Genomic DNA, 16219 nt, shown 5'->3' on the forward strand with positions numbered 1-16219 from the left:
TTAGAAAAGAGATACTTAGCTCCACAGCGTTTCACTCTGCATGACAACGTTTCTTTCATTCAGAATAACCCTGTCATTCAGAATGAGCACAGCGAAGTGAAGAACCCATTCTAAGAGGGATGCTTCGCTCCACAGCGTTTCGCTCTGCATGACAACGTTTCTTTCATTCAGAATAACTCTGTCATTCAGAACGAGCACAGCGAAGTGAAGAATCTATTCTAAGAGAGGGCTTCGCTCCCTTTGTCCATTCGCAGAGACGTTTTTGAAATGAGAGGGTTTTTTTTGAACCCTCCGTCTGAAGACGTTGGCCTTTATTCACCTCTTTGCCATGCGCCATCTGGCTCCTTCGCTAAAACAGTCTACTAGACTGTTTTTTTACGCTTGGTCCGGGAGGAACATTTGTGGCTAGACTATGGGGTATGATATAAACTAAGAAGTTTTGGATGGTATAGCTAAAAATAGTTTTTAGATTTAAATAAAAATAGCAACTTTGCTTATTAACATGAAACTGGCTATTATATCCCATACTGAACATTATAAAACACCTGATGGTACAATTGTAGGTTGGGGACCAACGGTAAATGAAATCAATCATTTGCTGGATATTTTTGATGAGATATACCATGTTGCCATGCTACACGATACACCAGCACCTGCCAGTGCTTTACCCTATCAATCCGATAAAATTCATTTTGTGCCTGTGCCTACTGTTGGGGGTAAAAACGTATTTGGTAAGTTACATATTTTATGGTATGGCTCCCAAACCATTGGTATTCTTTCAAAAGTACTAAAACAAGTAGATGTGTTTCAATTAAGAGCGCCAACAGGTATAGGCGTGTATTTGCTTCCTTACCTTACGTGTTTTGTTAAAAAACCAGGCTGGTATAAATATGCAGGGCATTGGAACCAGAAACATCCACCAATGGGTTATGCCCTGCAGCGGTGGTTATTAAAAAATCAATCACGAAAGGTAACCATAAACGGCTTTTGGGAGGGGCAACCCAAGCATCACATAAGCTTTGAAAACCCCTGTCTTACAGATGAGGATATTGAGTTGGGAAATACCATAAGGCAACAAAAGGATTTTAGTGGACGGCTGTCATTTTGTTTTGTGGGTCGTCTGGAACGGGAGAAAGGTGTGGAACGCATTATTAAAGCATTTTTGGAACTGGCTAAGGATGAACTTGATCGGGTTGGAACCGTGCATTTGGTTGGGGAAGGTAAAGAGTCCCGATATTTTAAAGATTTAGTAAAGACCAGTTCAATTCATTTTATATTTCATGGGGCATTACCTAAGAACAAAGTCGTTGAGGTGTACAAACAAAGCCATGTGTTTTTATTGCCTACTACGGCTTCGGAAGGTTTTCCAAAGGTAATCGCAGAAGCGATGAACTTTGGTTGTATTCCAATTGTTTCACAATGGTCATCTATAGGCCATTATATAAAGCACAATGTTCATGGGTATTTGATGCAACCCGTAACAGTTGCTGTTTTAAGTACCCTTTTACAAAAGCTATTATATTTGCCTGAAACCAAATGCAAATCGTTTATGGACCATGTTCCTTCCATTGTATCACGATTTACGTTTTCCCATTATAACTACCGAATAATGACAGAAATTTTAAACAGTATTCCCATTGACGCCCAGAATTAGAAAACATATTAAAGACCATTATGTGTTGGCCGTGTTACTGCATGTGGCCCTTGGGATTGTACTATATGCTTTTGAACCCCTGTCGAAAGTTTATTTTTTAGTGGCTATGGGGTATTTTATTTTTAGAATAATCTTGACACCAAATGCCTATAAGGCGTATTATGTGTTTTTGGGTTGTGCCTATTTTTCTGGGGCCGAGGTCTTGTTTAGGATGACCGATGGCGGAATGGCCTACGAGGCCTCAAAATATTTGGTTATTTTATTTATGTTGATGGGCATGTTCTTTAGAGGTGTAAATGGCAAAGGCTATCCTTATTTTATTTATTTAATTCTCTTGGTTCCCTCCATTTTAGTTGCGTCTACAACCTTAAGTTTTTTTGCGAATTTTAGGACCAATATTGCCTTTGTGTTAAGTGGTCCGGTATGTTTGGGGATTGCCGCTTTATTCTGTTACGAAAGAAAGGTAACTAACAGGCAATTGCTAAACATTATTTTGTATTTGGCCTTACCCTGTATTACAATGACCACCTATTTGTTTTTATATAACCCAAGTATTAGGGATACTCTATCGGGAACAGCCTCGAATGTCGCTATGTCTGGTGGGTTTGGTCCCAACCAAGTATCTACCGCATTAGGCTTGGGCATGTTTGCTATGGTAGTTAGATTGTTTATGAAATCGCCAACGCTGTTTTTAAAGGTGCTTAATGTAGCCCTTTTGGGAGCTATGACCTTTCGTGCTATTGTTACCTTTAGCCGAGGAGGTGTATTTGCAGCAATTATTGTAATAGGGGCTTTTTTGTGGACGCTGTTTTATAGATCGTCCCATAAAATGAAAACCCAAATTGTGATATCTTTTGTTTTATTGTGTATTACAGTAATGGTGGCCTGGACGATTAGTTCTAGTCAAACCAGGGGGTTGATAGATAAACGCTATGCCAATGAAAATGCACAGGGGATTAAAAAAGAAGACATTACAACCGGCCGTATTGTATTGTTTCAAGAAGAAATAGAGGGCTTTTTAAGCCATCCGTTTTTGGGTATTGGAGCGAGTCGGGTTAAGGATATACGAGTAGAACGGGATAACAACCCATTGCCCTCACATAATGAAATAGGACGTTTATTATCGGAACACGGGTTTTTAGGAATAATTATTATCATGATATTAATTATAAAGCCCTTAGGGTATAGGACAGCGAACAAACGCAATTACTTTTTTTATGCCTTTCTCTGCTTTTGGTTTGCCACCATTAACCATTCTGGGATGCGTATTGCAGCTCCAGCCTTATTGTATGCATTGGCGCTTTTAAACGTCGTGCCCGAACGGGTATTTACGCGCAGTCTTAACAAATAATCTTGATCTCATTTGCCATTTTATTTATAGTATTTTATGTGCAAATAATTAGGGTTAAACGATAAGATTATTTAAAAGTCAAAATGTTTTTCTAACTTTAGCAGGATTACCAGTTGTTTATATGCTTCGTATTGGAAAAAAAATAAAATGGATTTTTAAAAGGCATCCTTTCTTGTATTATGTAAGATTCAAACTTTTATCCAAAAATGTTAGCAAAGAAGAATTGGGTAATTATTTTTATAATACCATTAATGCAAAGCATGCGATTCCTAAAAGTTTTGCTGTGGTCAGTGCATTGGCTTTAAAGGAAAAACGCGAATTTAATGACTTTGATAAAGCCCTGGCATTGGCGCGTTGGCTGCGTGTTAATATTAAAGGAGGGCGGGGGCTTAGCCTATCGTCTGAAAAAGCATTAGAAAAAATGTTGGCTGGTGAAGGGGGTGTCTGTAGCGACATGGCGCAAATATTCAATAATTTTTGTGTAGTTAATGATATAAAAGTACGTGAATGGGGCATTACCTCATTTCCTTTTAATTCAGAATTTGGAGGGCATGCCTTTAATGAGTTTTATTCGGAATCCTTACAAAAATGGGTGTTGATAGATGTGTCTAAAACCCTAATGTTTTATTTGGAAGGGAGCCTAGTGCCCTTATCTGTAATGGAATTGTTTGAATGTAATAAACGGAAGAAGCCCATTGCATTCAAATCGTTTTTAGAGACCAATCCACCTGATGTGGACCTTATAAATTTTTATTATTTGCAACGGGATCGGGCCCCTTTTTTAATTTGTAATTACCATAGTAAAACTTACGATGTCTATTTAGATAGGTTTATGGCTTTATGTCCCGTTTTTGTGATCCATTTTTGGCTGTACCTTATCCAAAAGAGTTATTATTACCTTTTCCCCCTAGACGATTACAAAAATGAATTGGTTTACGACAGGTGATTGTTACTTTTACATTAAGAGCAAAGTGAATCTAAGCCAAGAATCTTTAGCTTTTAACTTTTTGAAGAGATAAATTTTCTCGTACCTTTAACTGTATGATATCACTAGTGTATATTGGTAATAATTTGGTCACGCATGGTCGCAATCTAACAAGTATTGGGCAATTGGGGCCTTTGCTGGAACAGGAAGGTTTCTTCATAAGCTATGCGTCTTCAAAAACCAATAAATTTGTGAGATTATGGGATATGTTAAAAACATGTGTGGTAAATAAAAACCATGCCAACTATGTGCTTATTGATACTTATAGCACCTTAAACTTTTGGTATGCTTTTTTTGTATCGCAATTATGTAGGTTCTTAAAGTTAAGCTACATACCTATATTGCATGGTGGTAACTTGGAGTCAAGGCTAAGAACCAATCCCTTTTTAAGCCGATTAATATTTAAACATGCTTTTGTAAACATAGCCCCATCGGTTTTTATAAAAGACAGTTTTAATAGGTATGGTTATTCAAACCTTGAATATATCCCCAATACGATTAAAATTGATGAATACCCCTTTAGGCAAAGACCTATGGATGGAGCAAATTTAATTTGGGTACGATCCTTCTCAAAAATTTATAATCCCGAACTGGCTGTAAGGGTATTGCAGGGGTTAACTGATAAAGGTGTAAAGGCCACACTCTGTATGGTTGGGCCCGATAGTGGTGATGGTAGTTTAGAAGCTACGAAACGGTTAGCTGAAGCACTACAGGTTTCGGTAAAGTTTACAGGTGTGTTGGATAAACAGCAATGGACAGCCCTTTCAAAGGATTATAATGTATTTATTAATACCACCCATTTTGATAATATGCCGGTTAGCGTTGTTGAAGCCATGGCCTTAGGGCTTCCAGTTGTTTCAACTAATGTAGGTGGAATGCCCTATTTAATTACACATGGTAAAGATGGAATTCTTGTTGATTCAGAGAATGAACACGAGTTTGTTGACGCGATTATGTATTTGATGGCCAACCCAAAAGCGCTTAACCAAATGGTAGAAAATGCACGTTATAAGGCTGAGTCTTTCGATTGGCGTGAAATAAAATCGCAGTGGATTAGTATTTTAGAATAAACATGGTCTTGTCGTTTTAACATAGTATATTTACATATTGCTATCATATCTTTATTAACATGCCCAACCAAAGTATTCATTTTAATATATCTGAGCGTAAGGTACTGCTTCGAATTTTCGATTTGGTATTTGTGTTAGGGGTACTTTATTTGGTGGGTTACCTTTTTGACTTTGATTACTTTAGTTTTACTAAGGAAAACTGGACCTGGGTTTTGGTGCTCATCTTGTATATTTCGGTGTTTGGAACTGTTTTCGAACTTTACGATTTGCAAAAATCCAGTAAATTGGAATTGGTGGCTTCTAATATTGTACTAACAGTATCCTTAACCGTTTTATTTTATTTATTAACGCCGTTTTATACACCGTTTTTACCAGATAACAGATTGCAAATCGTCTACTTTTACTTTTCAATTTTAGTGGCTTTGCTTCTTTGGCGTTTTATGTATATCACGTTTATTGTTTCGCCACGATTTTATAAAAAAGTACTGCTGGTGGGTGAAGTGTCTAATATTGAGTCGATTATTAATGCTTTTAATGAGGCCGATCCCAATTATAAGATTATTGGTTTTATAAATTGTGAAGTAGAACAAAAAGAAGGCTTACGTTTTTTAGGCATTCCACAATTCAATTCCAATGAGATACATAAAGTGATCAAGGAGCATAATATCAAGGAAATAGTTGTGGCCACCTATAATTCGGAAAATATAACCCAAGACATATACCATACCCTTATCAACCTTTTGGAAACCGGTTTTTCAATAAAAGAGTATACCCAAGTTTACGAGGAAATGACCCATAGGGTTCCAGTACAATTTGTAGGTAAGGATTTTTATAAATATTTCCCGTTTAGTAGAAGTAACCAAAATAAGTTGTATCTATTTTTTAGACGGTTAATGGATGTTTTAATTGCTGTTGTAGGTGTTTTAATTGGCATTTTACTGATACCATTGATTTTTTTAGGAAACCTTATAAGTAATAAAGGGCCCTTGTTTTATGTTCAGGATCGTATAGGGAAAAACGGAGATGTATTTAGGATGATAAAGTTTAGAACCATGATTAAAAATGCTGAAGATAATGGCGCGGTATGGGCTAAAAAAAACGATTCCAGAATTACAACTTTTGGTAAATTTTTACGAAACACTAGATTGGACGAATTTCCACAGTTTATTAATATTTTAAGAGGGGATATGAGTTTGATTGGCCCCAGGCCAGAGCGTCCGCACTTTGTTCGTGAATTGTCACAATTACTACCCTTTTATGAAACCCGACATATTATAAGACCAGGGCTTACGGGCTGGGCGCAGGTAAAAACACGTTATGGTTCCTCGGTAGATGATAGCTTGCTTAAATTACAGCACGATCTGTATTACATAAAACATCGCAGTTTTTTTCTAGATTTCAATATCTTAATGAAAACTATTAGTACAGTTGTTTTCTTTAGGGGACAGTAGTTTTTTAGTAGGTAGTTGGCAGTCTCAGTTTGCAGTGTCAATATGTAAAAAACTTTGTGTCTTTGTGTCTTGGCGAGAACAGGAAGGGCAGAGTACCGATGACCGATGATGGGAGTCGCAGTCTCAGTTTGCAGTTTACAGTCTCAGTTTGATCAAACCATAAACCTTAAACCCTATAACAGTTAACCAAAAACACATATCGGACTAATAAAGCGACCAAAAAAGGAATTAATGTAACGGCAAATACTTGAACACCAATAATCCAGTGCAGAGTTAACAGGCAAAGTAAGATAGCTAAAAACTTAATATACTTGGAAAACCATTTAGACGCTTCCTTTTTAAAAAGCTGGGGAACCATAAATAGGTTAAGCGCAAAAGCCCAAAGCAGATTGTAATTTTGGTGCGTACCCGTATGGTCTGTTGCAAACCATAATAATAGAATAAAAACACCAATAAGTCCAGTTGTACTAAACAATAAAGCATCTAACCAAACGGTGCGCTTTTTATTTTTGTAGTCCTTGTAGGTTAAAAACAGAATAAAAAAACCAATAAGCCCAAAAATGAATAACGGACTGGTAAAAAAGTTTGTTTTTTGGTCTTGTTCCATCTTTTGGAACAAGACTTTACTTTGTTTTACCAATGTTTGATTGGGTTTTGTTTTAAAGGTGGCTTCCTTAAAAAAGAGATAGATGTTTTCGGGCAGGAACATGTGTTGATAAGGTGTTGCTTGTCTATCTATAACCGATCCCAAAGCCATATCGATGCCTACTGCGCCCCAAGAATTCAAGTTAAGGTTGTCGTGTATAAGTGTTCTAAATGTTTTGGCCTTAAAATGTTCTGGGGTGTTGAACTTAATGTTATTGTTTGTTACCTCCTGCAGGACATCACGCATTTTGGTGGCACAATTGTCGTAAAAGAAATCATAGAGATAGGCTCTGTTCTCTGGTTTATAATTGTTTGTTAAGTAATCGAACAATTGTTGTTTTTCGATTTGCGATAGATGTAATATCTGTTCTTTTATGGTCCTGTTTTGGGATACATAACTTTCATAAAAATCTTCGTAGTAATCAAATCCTATTAAATAATTAAGTTTTCCTTGAGCAAACTTGAGGTAAAAATTAGGCGTTTTAAAATCATAAACCCCATAATTAAAAACGAAATCAATTCCTTTAACATAATCTCTTATCCTAAAAGCACTATGACCAAAAGCATCGTTTAAAGATATGCCAGGGCCAACAGTGAGTACACTTATTTCTGCTTCTGAGGATAATGTTCTTTGCTGTCCTTTTACATGATGCGTGGTAAGTAGTAAGGCAATTAAGAAAAGTAGTTTTTTGTACATTGAAAAAAGAAATTATCTAAAGATACTAAAATCGAGTTTTAAGGAAAACACGTTCGAATAGAGCGCTACACTTTGGTCGCCAATATCGGTAAAGGCATAGTCTATTTGAATACCGTTATATTTAAACCCTACGCCAAAACTAGGCTGGAAGGTAAGTTGTTGGGTGTTGTCTATTTGTAGTTCATTTTGAAAATTACCCATGCCAGCCCGTAAATAAACCATATCTATATAACCAAACTCAAACCCCAATGCAGGATTTATACTTGCAAACGATGAAGAAATGATATCGTTGTTTTCTTCAAAACGCATATTTAGGTTAACTGCTGTTAACAAGGTGTAATCGTAATTGAATGTAACAAGTTTAGATACACCTAGCTGCAATTTTGGAATGGTTATTTCGGTAGTTTCAGGAAGTTCCTGATTTTGCCCTTCAATGGCATCCCTAATGGTTTCAAATTCACCCTCATCAATCGCCCAGGCATTGAATGTGGTGGTAATGTCGCGAGCCATAACCCCAAATTTCCAATCGTTTTTCGTTTTAAACTGAATACCTAAATCTAACCCAAAGCCCCATGAAGAGGCAAAATCACCAATAATTCGACGAATGACTTTGGCATTTACACCATAATTAAGACCCTCAACGGGTAATGCCCTTGCATAAGAAAAAGTCAACCCATAATCGGCGGTAGAAAACAAACTTATGCGATCGTAATTTATATTGCCTTGTTCGTCTATAAGTTGTGTAGTGTTTAATATATCATCTACGGCAAATCTTATTAAGGATACGGCAACTGCACTCCTGTTGTCCAATGGCATGGCATAGGCAGCATAATCGTAATTGGCAATATTGGCAAAATAACTGGAATGCATCAAGGCTAGTTGGTTATCTTCTAGCGCCAATAAACCTGCCGGGTTCCAATAGCCTGAATTAACATCGGCTGTGTGGGAGGTCACTGCACTGCTCATTCCCAATGCGGCAGCATCCACCCCAATATTCATAAACTCATTTGAATATTTTCTTGTGGTTTGACCACTTACAAACAGTGTTAGGATACAAAGAATAGTAGTTAAGTAAACTTTCAATCACAAAATTTTTACAAATATGCACATTATTTACAATCTATAAACTTGAATTTGGAAGAGATATTGTTTTTAGCTTGGATTGGTCAACTTTTGTTTGTTATTTTTACATATTGTCTTAAGTTGCTATGGCTTGATACCTTGGCGTGTCACCAAAAACTTGAAACCTTGAATGTAAAACCGTAAATATGAAACGACATATCCCCAATGCCTTAACACTTTTAAACTTATTTTGTGGTTGTATAGGTGTTATTTATGCCGTTAACAGCAATTTTGTTACAGCAGCTTTTTTTGTCTTTTTAGGTGTTTTTTTTGATTTTTTTGATGGCTTGCTAGCTAGAAAATTAAAGGTGCAAAGTGAATTGGGACTACAACTGGATTCTTTGGCCGATTTAATTACCAGTGGTTTAGTGCCAGGGATAGTGATGTATAAGTTGTTGGAGTTAACATTAGGAGAGGTAACTTTTGATAGTTCATATGGTAGTTGGGATACTGTTATATCCTGGAACGGACTTGAATATTCTTTATTGCCTCTTCTGGGTTTATTCATAACATTGGCTTCGGCCTACCGATTGGCTAACTTTAATATTGATACGGAGCAACAAACTTATTTTAAAGGCTTACCAACACCGGCTAATGCTGTGCTTATTTTGTCTTTGCCACTTATTATGGAATTTCAAAACAATGACATTCTAAACGCTATTATACTAAACAAATGGTTTTTAATTGCAATGACTTTGCTTAGTTGCTATCTGTTAAATTCCGGCATAAAATTGTTTGCGTTAAAATTTAAGACCTTTGGTTTTAAAGAGAATGCCACCCGTTATATTTTTGTCTTGCTTTGTATTGTGTTGCTTATTGTGTTACAGTTTGCAGCTATTCCCTTGCTTACTTTATTGTATATAATTATGTCTGTTTTAGATAATTTAACTTCCAAATTTTAATAAACGTTTCATGGCCTCTGGATTTTTTGCATTATTGGATGATATCGCTACATTAATGGATGATGTTGTTGTAATGAGTAAAATTACCACAAAAAAAACGGCTGGTATTTTAGGAGATGACTTAGCTGTTAATGCTGAAAAGGCAACGGGTTTTATATCTTCAAGAGAATTGCCGGTATTATGGGCGATTACAAAAGGATCAATGCTTAATAAACTTATCATTTTGCCTATTGCTTTTTTATTAAGTGCTTTTGTACCATGGGCGGTAACCTTGATTTTGGTTTTGGGAGGTGTTTATTTAGCGTTCGAAGGAGCAGAAAAAATATATGGGTATTTTATACCTCACCATCATGAAAAGGATACTGAGATCAAGCCTAGTGACGGTGAAAAAACTATTTTGGAAATAGAGAAGAAGAAGATAAAATCGGCAATTTTTACCGATTTTATTTTGTCCGTTGAAATTATAATTATAGCGCTAGGGACAGTATTAGGAAAACCAATATTTTTTCAGGTTTTAGTGGTGACAATTGTAGCAGTAATAGCTACTGTGGGAGTTTATGGTATTGTTGCCCTAATAGTTAGGATGGATGACCTAGGATATAGGTTGGTTAAAGCCAATGCCAATAAAAAGAATATTTTAAAAACTATTGGAAATTTTTTAATAAATGCATTACCATGGGTAATTAAGGGACTTTCTGTAATAGGTACTATGGCCTTATTATTAGTCGCTGGAGGTATTTTTGTTCACAATATAGCCTTTTTGCATCACTTTTTAGAAAGTATTCCAAGCTTATTAAGAGACTTTTTATTGGGGTTATTAGTTGGTTTAGCTGCACTTTTAGTGGTAAAAGCTTTAAAAGCCATTCGGGGCTCTTTTAGACGGGATAGAAGCTAACCTAATCCCTGATTTTCTTTTTACGAAGCTCAAAGTTTTGGCCCAAGTAGACTTTACGAACCATTTTGTCGTTAGCCAATTCTTCGGGTACTCCAGCTTTAAGGATACTTCCTTCAAACATTAGATAGGTTCTATCTGTTATGGCCAGGGTTTCCTGTACGTTATGGTCGGTAATTAAAATGCCAATATTCTTTTTGGTAAGTTGCGCTACAATACGTTGGATGTCTTCTACCGCCACAGGGTCTACACCGGCAAAAGGTTCATCGAGTAAAATGAAATTAGGGTCGGTAGCCAAAGCACGTGCAATTTCGGTACGACGACGCTCTCCACCGGACAATAAATCACCCCTGTTTTTACGGATATGGTTTAATCCAAATTCTTCAATAAGGGATTCCATTTTAAGGAGCTGTTCTTTTTTGCTCAATTTGGTGAGCTGTAAAACGCTTAAAATATTATCTTCTATGCTCAACTTTCTAAAGACCGAGGCTTCCTGTGCCAAATAGCCAATGCCATTTTGTGCCCGCTTGTACATAGGGTATTTGGTGATTTCGGTATGGTCTAGGAAAATATGGCCTCCGTTGGGTTTTATAAGGCCTACAATCATATAGAAGCATGTGGTTTTACCTGCTCCATTAGGGCCTAGAAGTCCAACAATTTCACCTTGTTTGACTTCCAAAGAAACATCCTTAACTACTTTTCGTCCGCTATAGGACTTCATTAAATTTTCGGCTCTTAAAATCATAGACTGTTTGCTTGAGTGCTAAAATAGTAAAATCGGATATACCGTAATAGAATTTATAATAGGTTTAACGCGATATTGTAAACTTAATTTCAAAGAGCCACTGTTATTCATGGGAAATATTTAACAGATATAAGCAGTTATTTATTTTGGGACTCCAAGGCATCCCAAAATTCGTAGGCGCGTCGTAAATGAGGAATTACAATAGTGCCACCAACCAAAGTGGCTATGCTTAAGGCTTCAACCACTTCTTCCTTTGTTAGGCCAAGTTTATAGCTGGTTTCTAAATGGTACTTTACACAATCGTCGCAACGTAATACTGCAGAAGCAACTAAACCCAATAGCTCTTTGGTTTTTAGGTCTAAAGCGCCTTTGGTGTAAGCGTTAGTGTCTAAATTAAAAATACGCTTGATTATTTTATTGTTATCCGCTAGGATTTTATCGTTCATCTTAGAGCGATAATCGTCAAATTCCTTTACGATATCAGCCATGTTGTTTTTCTTTTTTACGTTGGTTCTTAACCACTATCTTAGAAATGTAAATGCTCACTTGGTACAAAATTAAGATAGGAATGGCTACAATAACTTGACTTGCAATATCGGGAGGGGTTATAATAGCAGAAAGAATTAGCACAATAACCAAGGCATATTTTCGGTATTTTTTCAAAATTTCAGGAGTTACCAGTCCTATTTTGGTTAGAAAGTAGATAATTATAGGTAATTCAAATATTAATCCTGATGCTAAGGCGGAAGAACGTACTAATGCAATATACGAGCTTATGTCTATTTGGTTGTCAACTACTGTAGATACGCTATAGTTGGCCAGAAAATTAATAGATAGAGGTGTTATAATATAATATCCAAATAATACTCCAATAAAGAATAATAATGATGAAATAATAATAAATCCTCTGGAGTGTTTGCGCTCATTCTCATGTAGACCTGGGCTAATGAATTTCCAAAGCTGATAAATAACATAAGGAAACGAAATAACGAACCCGGCTAAAATAGCGGTCCAGATATCTGCTGAAAATTGTCCGGCCATGGTCCGGTTTTGTATGATCATAGGTATTTTTTCAGCGCAAAAAGTGGTGTCCACATTAATATAATTGGCTGCTCGACATAACAGATCATAGGTTGGAAACCTCATATCTAGCGGGGCAAAGATGATATTATCAAATATAAAACGGCTGAGCATAAAGGCCAGTGATGCAACAATAACTATGGCCACAACAATCCTTATTAAATGCCAGCGTAAATCCTCAAGATGGTCTAGGAAGGACATCTCATTAATGTTCTTTTTTTGCTTTTTTTGTTTTGCCATTATATGATGCCTTCTTTAATTAAGTCATGAAGGTGGATAACGCCTGCGTATTTACCCTCTTCTTCCACCAAAAGTTGTGAAATACCATTGTTTTCCATAATTTTTTTGGCATCTATTGCCATAGCATCTGCTGCTATGCGCTTTGGATTATTACTCATAATGTCTTTGGCGGTTAGTTGCGAAAAATCATCTGCCTTGGAAAGCATGCGTCTTAAATCACCATCGGTAATGATGCCTATAATTTTGTCTTGTTCAACTACAGCAGTAACACCAAGCATTTTTTCTGTAATTTCAACAATTACATCCTTGATATTGGTACTGCTTAAAACTTTTGGTTTTTGGTTAACAGAAGAAATATCCTGTACTCTTAAATACAATTTTTTTCCTAAAGCACCACCTGGATGGTATTTTGCAAAATCCCTGCTTGAAAATCCGCGTAACTCTAATAGACATACAGCAAGAGCATCTCCTATTACCAATTGTGCCGTGGTACTTGTAGTAGGAGCAAGGTTGTTTGGGCATGCTTCTTTTTCTACATAGGCGTTTAGTACATAATCGGCCTGATGCCCTAAAAAGGAATCGGCGTTGCCCGTTATGGCAATCATTTTGTTTTTGGCACTTTTAATGAGGGGTACCAAAACTTTTATTTCAGGGGTGTTTCCGCTTTTTGAAATACAGATGACAACATCATCCTCTAAAATCAAACCCAAATCGCCATGAATAGCATCGGCAGCATGCATGAATATAGCAGGAGTGCCTGTTGAGTTTAAAGTTGCTACAATTTTATTGGCTATTATAGCACTTTTTCCAATGCCCGTTATAATAACCCTTCCTTTAGATTGGTATATAAGAGTGACAGCACTAGCAAAATCGTCATTAACCAGGTTTGACAGGTTTGAAATGGCTTCGCTTTCCATTTCAATAGTATGTTTTGCCGTAGTAATTATAGAATCTTTTTGGCTCAAAATTTATTTATTTTTTGTTGATGCTTTTAAAGATTTTGTTATCTTTAAGTTAATAATCGAATTAAAACTAATTCGATTTGAAAATTTCGTTACAAAACTAACGAAAAAATCATTGAGGGGTCTCTAAATAATATTACTAAATTTCGTATTGCTTTTTTAAAGTTTAGTGTATTTTAGTATGTGTGTATAAATTTTTTATGATTCATGTTAATAGCAAAAAGTGAATTGCATGCTGCGTTAAAAAAGTATTTTGGATTTACTAAATTCAAAGGACTGCAAGAAGGTGTTGTTGAAAACATTTTATCGGGAAATAACACTTTTGTAATTATGCCTACCGGGGGTGGAAAATCCCTATGTTATCAATTACCGGCTTTAATGCAAGAGGGAACGGCTATAGTGGTGTCGCCTTTGATAGCCTTAATGAAAAATCAGGTGGATGCCATTAGAGGAGTGTCCAATGAAGAAGGTATTGCACATGTGTTGAATTCGTCGCTCAATAAAACAGAAGTTAAGCGTGTAAAGGGAGATATTGTAAATGGTGTTACCAAATTACTCTATGTTGCACCAGAGTCGTTGACCAAGGATGAAAATGTAGATTTTTTACGTTCTGTAAAAATATCATTTATGGCCATAGATGAAGCACACTGTATAAGTGAATGGGGTCACGATTTTAGACCTGAATACAGAAATCTAAGGCAAATTATTGCCAGAATAGGAAATAATATTCCAATAATAGCATTAACTGCGACGGCTACGCCCAAAGTTCAAGAAGATATTTTAAAGAATTTGGGTATTCAATCTGCAACTGTTTTCAAAGCTTCATTTAACCGTCCCAATTTGTATTATGAGATACGGCCAAAAACCAAGCAGGTTGATGTTGATATTATACGTTTTATAAAACAAAATCAAGGCAAGTCAGGGATAGTGTATTGCTTAAGCAGGAAACGTGTTGAAGAATTGGCACAGGTACTACAGGTAAATGGTATTAAAGCCGTACCCTATCATGCCGGGTTGGATGCCAAGTCCAGATCGAATTATCAAGACATGTTTCTTATGGAAGATGTAGATGTGGTGGTGGCAACCATCGCCTTTGGTATGGGTATCGATAAACCAGATGTTCGGTTTGTGATTCATCACGATATTCCAAAAAGCATAGAAAGTTATTATCAGGAAACTGGGCGTGCAGGCCGTGATGGAGGCGAAGGCCATTGTTTGGCATTTTATGCTTATAAAGACATAGAAAAATTGGAAAAATTCATGTCTGGTAAACCTGTTGCAGAACAGGAAATAGGTCATGCATTATTGCAAGAAGTTGTGGCTTTTGCTGAAACTTCAATTTCGAGAAGAAAATTTATACTTCACTATTTTGGAGAAGAGTTTGATAATGAAACAGGTGAAGGTGGTGATATGGATGACAATGTTAGGCATCCCAAAAAGAAGCATGAAGCCAAGGATGATGTAAAGTTATTGTTGGAAACTGTTAAAAGTACTAATGAGAAATACAAGGCCAAGGATTTGGTAATGGTAATTGTAGGTAAAGAAAATGCCTTAATCAATTCGCATAAAACCAATGAGCAACCATTTTTTGGTTCTGGAAATGAAAAAGATAAAAAGTATTGGATGGCTTTGTTAAGACAGCTTTTGGTAGCTGGTTATCTCAAAAAAGATATAGAGACATATGGCGTAATAAGGTTGTCCACTGAAGGTAGGGATTTTATAGCCAAGCCTGTATCTTTTATGATGACCGAAGACCATGTTTATGAAGGGGAGCAGGAAGATGGCAGTATCATAACAGCTTCTAAAGGAGGTGGAGCTGTTGCAGACGAGGTTTTGATGGGAATGCTTAAGGATCTTCGTAAAAAGAATGCTAAGAAGTTAGGTGTGCCACCATTTGTTGTTTTTCAGGATCCATCATTGGAAGATATGGCCTTAAAATATCCAACTACCATAGCCGAATTGAGTAATGTGCATGGTGTTGGTGATGGAAAAGCTAAAAAGTACGGTAGGGATTTTGTTACCATGATTGCACAATACGTTGAGGAAAATGATATTATTAGACCCGATGATCTTGTAGTGAAATCTACAGGGAGTAACTCGGCCAATAAACTTTACATTATCCAAAATATAGACAGAAAACTACCGCTTGATGATATTGCCTCTTCTAAGGGTATGAGTATGGAAGACTTTATAAAGGAAATGGAAGCTATCGTGTATTCAGGAACTAAATTGAATATAAGCTACTGGATTGATGATATTTTAGATGAAGACCAGCAAGAGGAAATCCATGACTATTTTATGGAATCTGATACCGACAGTATAGACGCTGCCATTGACGAATTTGAAGGCGATTATGACGATGAAGAACTGCGTCTTTACCGTATTAAATTTATTAGTGAGGTAGCCAATTAAAGGAAGTTATA

14 protein-coding genes are annotated in these 16219 nt (G+C 36.4%); 8 read left to right on the forward strand and 6 right to left on the reverse strand.

The window, feature by feature from the left end; genetic code table 11:
* The first annotated feature begins 502 nt into the window (after positions 1 to 502).
* From MR053_RS06890 to MR053_RS06910, 5 genes are all read left to right on the forward strand, one after another.
* A complete protein-coding gene (locus tag MR053_RS06890; RefSeq protein WP_242131707.1) occupies positions 503 to 1654 on the forward strand; it encodes a glycosyltransferase in 1152 nt (383 codons plus the stop codon).
* Entirely contained in the window at positions 1638 to 3005 is a 1368-nt protein-coding gene (locus tag MR053_RS06895) for an O-antigen ligase family protein (protein WP_242131708.1), read from the forward strand. The genes MR053_RS06890 and MR053_RS06895 overlap by 17 nt, the downstream gene beginning before the upstream one ends.
* 121 nt (positions 3006 to 3126) lie before the next feature.
* Positions 3127 to 3951, forward strand: coding sequence for a transglutaminase-like domain-containing protein (locus MR053_RS06900; protein ID WP_242131709.1), 825 nt, complete (start codon positions 3127 to 3129; stop codon positions 3949 to 3951).
* Positions 3952 to 4046: 95 nt separating this feature from the next.
* The gene (locus tag MR053_RS06905) at positions 4047 to 5060 is read left to right on the forward strand and encodes a glycosyltransferase family 4 protein (RefSeq protein ID WP_242131710.1); all 1014 of its coding nucleotides are present in this window, start codon (positions 4047 to 4049) and stop codon (positions 5058 to 5060) included.
* Positions 5061 to 5119: 59 nt separating this feature from the next.
* Positions 5120 to 6511, forward strand: coding sequence for an exopolysaccharide biosynthesis polyprenyl glycosylphosphotransferase (locus tag MR053_RS06910; RefSeq protein WP_242131711.1), 1392 nt, complete (start codon positions 5120 to 5122; stop codon positions 6509 to 6511).
* A 166-nt stretch (positions 6512 to 6677) separates the two neighbouring features.
* Here the strand turns inward: MR053_RS06910 and MR053_RS06915 are convergent, their stop codons facing one another.
* Positions 6678 to 7853, reverse strand: coding sequence for a lipoprotein N-acyltransferase Lnb domain-containing protein (locus MR053_RS06915; protein WP_242131712.1), 1176 nt, complete (start codon positions 7851 to 7853; stop codon positions 6678 to 6680).
* A gap of 12 nt (positions 7854 to 7865) precedes the next feature.
* Positions 7866 to 8936 (reverse strand): putative type IX sorting system protein PorV2, encoded by a 1071-nt coding sequence (locus MR053_RS06920; protein WP_242131713.1) that lies wholly within the window; start codon positions 8934 to 8936, stop codon positions 7866 to 7868.
* A 185-nt stretch (positions 8937 to 9121) separates the two neighbouring features.
* Between MR053_RS06920 and MR053_RS06925 the strand changes: the two genes are divergently transcribed.
* Together MR053_RS06925 and MR053_RS06930 are read left to right on the forward strand one after the other, a co-directional pair.
* Positions 9122 to 9877, forward strand: coding sequence for a CDP-alcohol phosphatidyltransferase family protein (locus tag MR053_RS06925; RefSeq protein ID WP_242131714.1), 756 nt, complete (start codon positions 9122 to 9124; stop codon positions 9875 to 9877).
* Between the two features lie 10 nt (positions 9878 to 9887).
* Complete coding sequence (locus MR053_RS06930) at positions 9888 to 10772, forward strand: DUF808 domain-containing protein (RefSeq protein ID WP_242131715.1); 885 nt, start codon at positions 9888 to 9890, stop codon at positions 10770 to 10772.
* Between the two features lies 1 nt (position 10773).
* Here MR053_RS06930 and lptB read toward each other — a convergent pair whose 3' ends face one another.
* From lptB to MR053_RS06950, 4 genes are all read right to left on the reverse strand, one after another.
* On the reverse strand, positions 10774 to 11514 hold the full coding sequence (gene lptB / locus MR053_RS06935; RefSeq protein ID WP_242131716.1) for an LPS export ABC transporter ATP-binding protein: 741 nt from the start codon (positions 11512 to 11514) through the stop codon (positions 10774 to 10776).
* Between the two features lie 137 nt (positions 11515 to 11651).
* Complete coding sequence (locus tag MR053_RS06940) at positions 11652 to 12002, reverse strand: carboxymuconolactone decarboxylase family protein (protein ID WP_242131717.1); 351 nt, start codon at positions 12000 to 12002, stop codon at positions 11652 to 11654.
* The gene (gene tatC / locus MR053_RS06945; protein WP_242131718.1) at positions 11995 to 12834 is read right to left on the reverse strand and encodes a twin-arginine translocase subunit TatC; all 840 of its coding nucleotides are present in this window, start codon (positions 12832 to 12834) and stop codon (positions 11995 to 11997) included. Before tatC ends, MR053_RS06940 begins: the two co-directional genes overlap by 8 nt.
* Positions 12834 to 13751 (reverse strand): KpsF/GutQ family sugar-phosphate isomerase, encoded by a 918-nt coding sequence (locus MR053_RS06950; protein WP_394800246.1) that lies wholly within the window; start codon positions 13749 to 13751, stop codon positions 12834 to 12836. Before MR053_RS06950 ends, tatC begins: the two co-directional genes overlap by 1 nt.
* A gap of 252 nt (positions 13752 to 14003) precedes the next feature.
* Here MR053_RS06950 and MR053_RS06955 point away from each other — a divergent pair, with 252 nt between their 5' ends.
* The gene (locus MR053_RS06955) at positions 14004 to 16208 is read left to right on the forward strand and encodes an ATP-dependent DNA helicase RecQ (RefSeq protein ID WP_242131720.1); all 2205 of its coding nucleotides are present in this window, start codon (positions 14004 to 14006) and stop codon (positions 16206 to 16208) included.
* Positions 16209 to 16219 lie beyond the last annotated feature (11 nt).

The sequence above is a fragment of the Aestuariivivens marinum genome (assembly GCF_022662175.1).
Lineage (GTDB): Bacteria > Bacteroidota > Bacteroidia > Flavobacteriales > Flavobacteriaceae > Aestuariivivens > Aestuariivivens marinum.

What these genes read in the sequence shown, in the direction of transcription:
- MR053_RS06890 (WP_242131707.1), top strand. Translation starts at nt 503, where the DNA reads ATGAAACTGGCTATTATATCCCATACTGAACATTATAAAACACCTGAT.
- MR053_RS06900 (WP_242131709.1), top strand. Translation starts at nt 3,127, where the DNA reads ATGCTTCGTATTGGAAAAAAAATAAAATGGATTTTTAAAAGGCATCCT.
- MR053_RS06905 (WP_242131710.1), top strand. Translation starts at nt 4,047, where the DNA reads ATGATATCACTAGTGTATATTGGTAATAATTTGGTCACGCATGGTCGC.
- MR053_RS06910 (WP_242131711.1), top strand. Translation starts at nt 5,120, where the DNA reads ATGCCCAACCAAAGTATTCATTTTAATATATCTGAGCGTAAGGTACTG.
- MR053_RS06915 (WP_242131712.1), bottom strand. Translation starts at nt 7,853, where the DNA reads ATGTACAAAAAACTACTTTTCTTAATTGCCTTACTACTTACCACGCAT.
- MR053_RS06925 (WP_242131714.1), top strand. Translation starts at nt 9,122, where the DNA reads ATGAAACGACATATCCCCAATGCCTTAACACTTTTAAACTTATTTTGT.
- MR053_RS06930 (WP_242131715.1), top strand. Translation starts at nt 9,888, where the DNA reads ATGGCCTCTGGATTTTTTGCATTATTGGATGATATCGCTACATTAATG.
- lptB (WP_242131716.1), bottom strand. Translation starts at nt 11,514, where the DNA reads ATGATTTTAAGAGCCGAAAATTTAATGAAGTCCTATAGCGGACGAAAA.
- MR053_RS06940 (WP_242131717.1), bottom strand. Translation starts at nt 12,002, where the DNA reads ATGGCTGATATCGTAAAGGAATTTGACGATTATCGCTCTAAGATGAAC.
- tatC (WP_242131718.1), bottom strand. Translation starts at nt 12,834, where the DNA reads ATGGCAAAACAAAAAAAGCAAAAAAAGAACATTAATGAGATGTCCTTC.
- MR053_RS06950 (WP_394800246.1), bottom strand. Translation starts at nt 13,751, where the DNA reads ATGGAAAGCGAAGCCATTTCAAACCTGTCAAACCTGGTTAATGACGAT.
- MR053_RS06955 (WP_242131720.1), top strand. Translation starts at nt 14,004, where the DNA reads ATGTTAATAGCAAAAAGTGAATTGCATGCTGCGTTAAAAAAGTATTTT.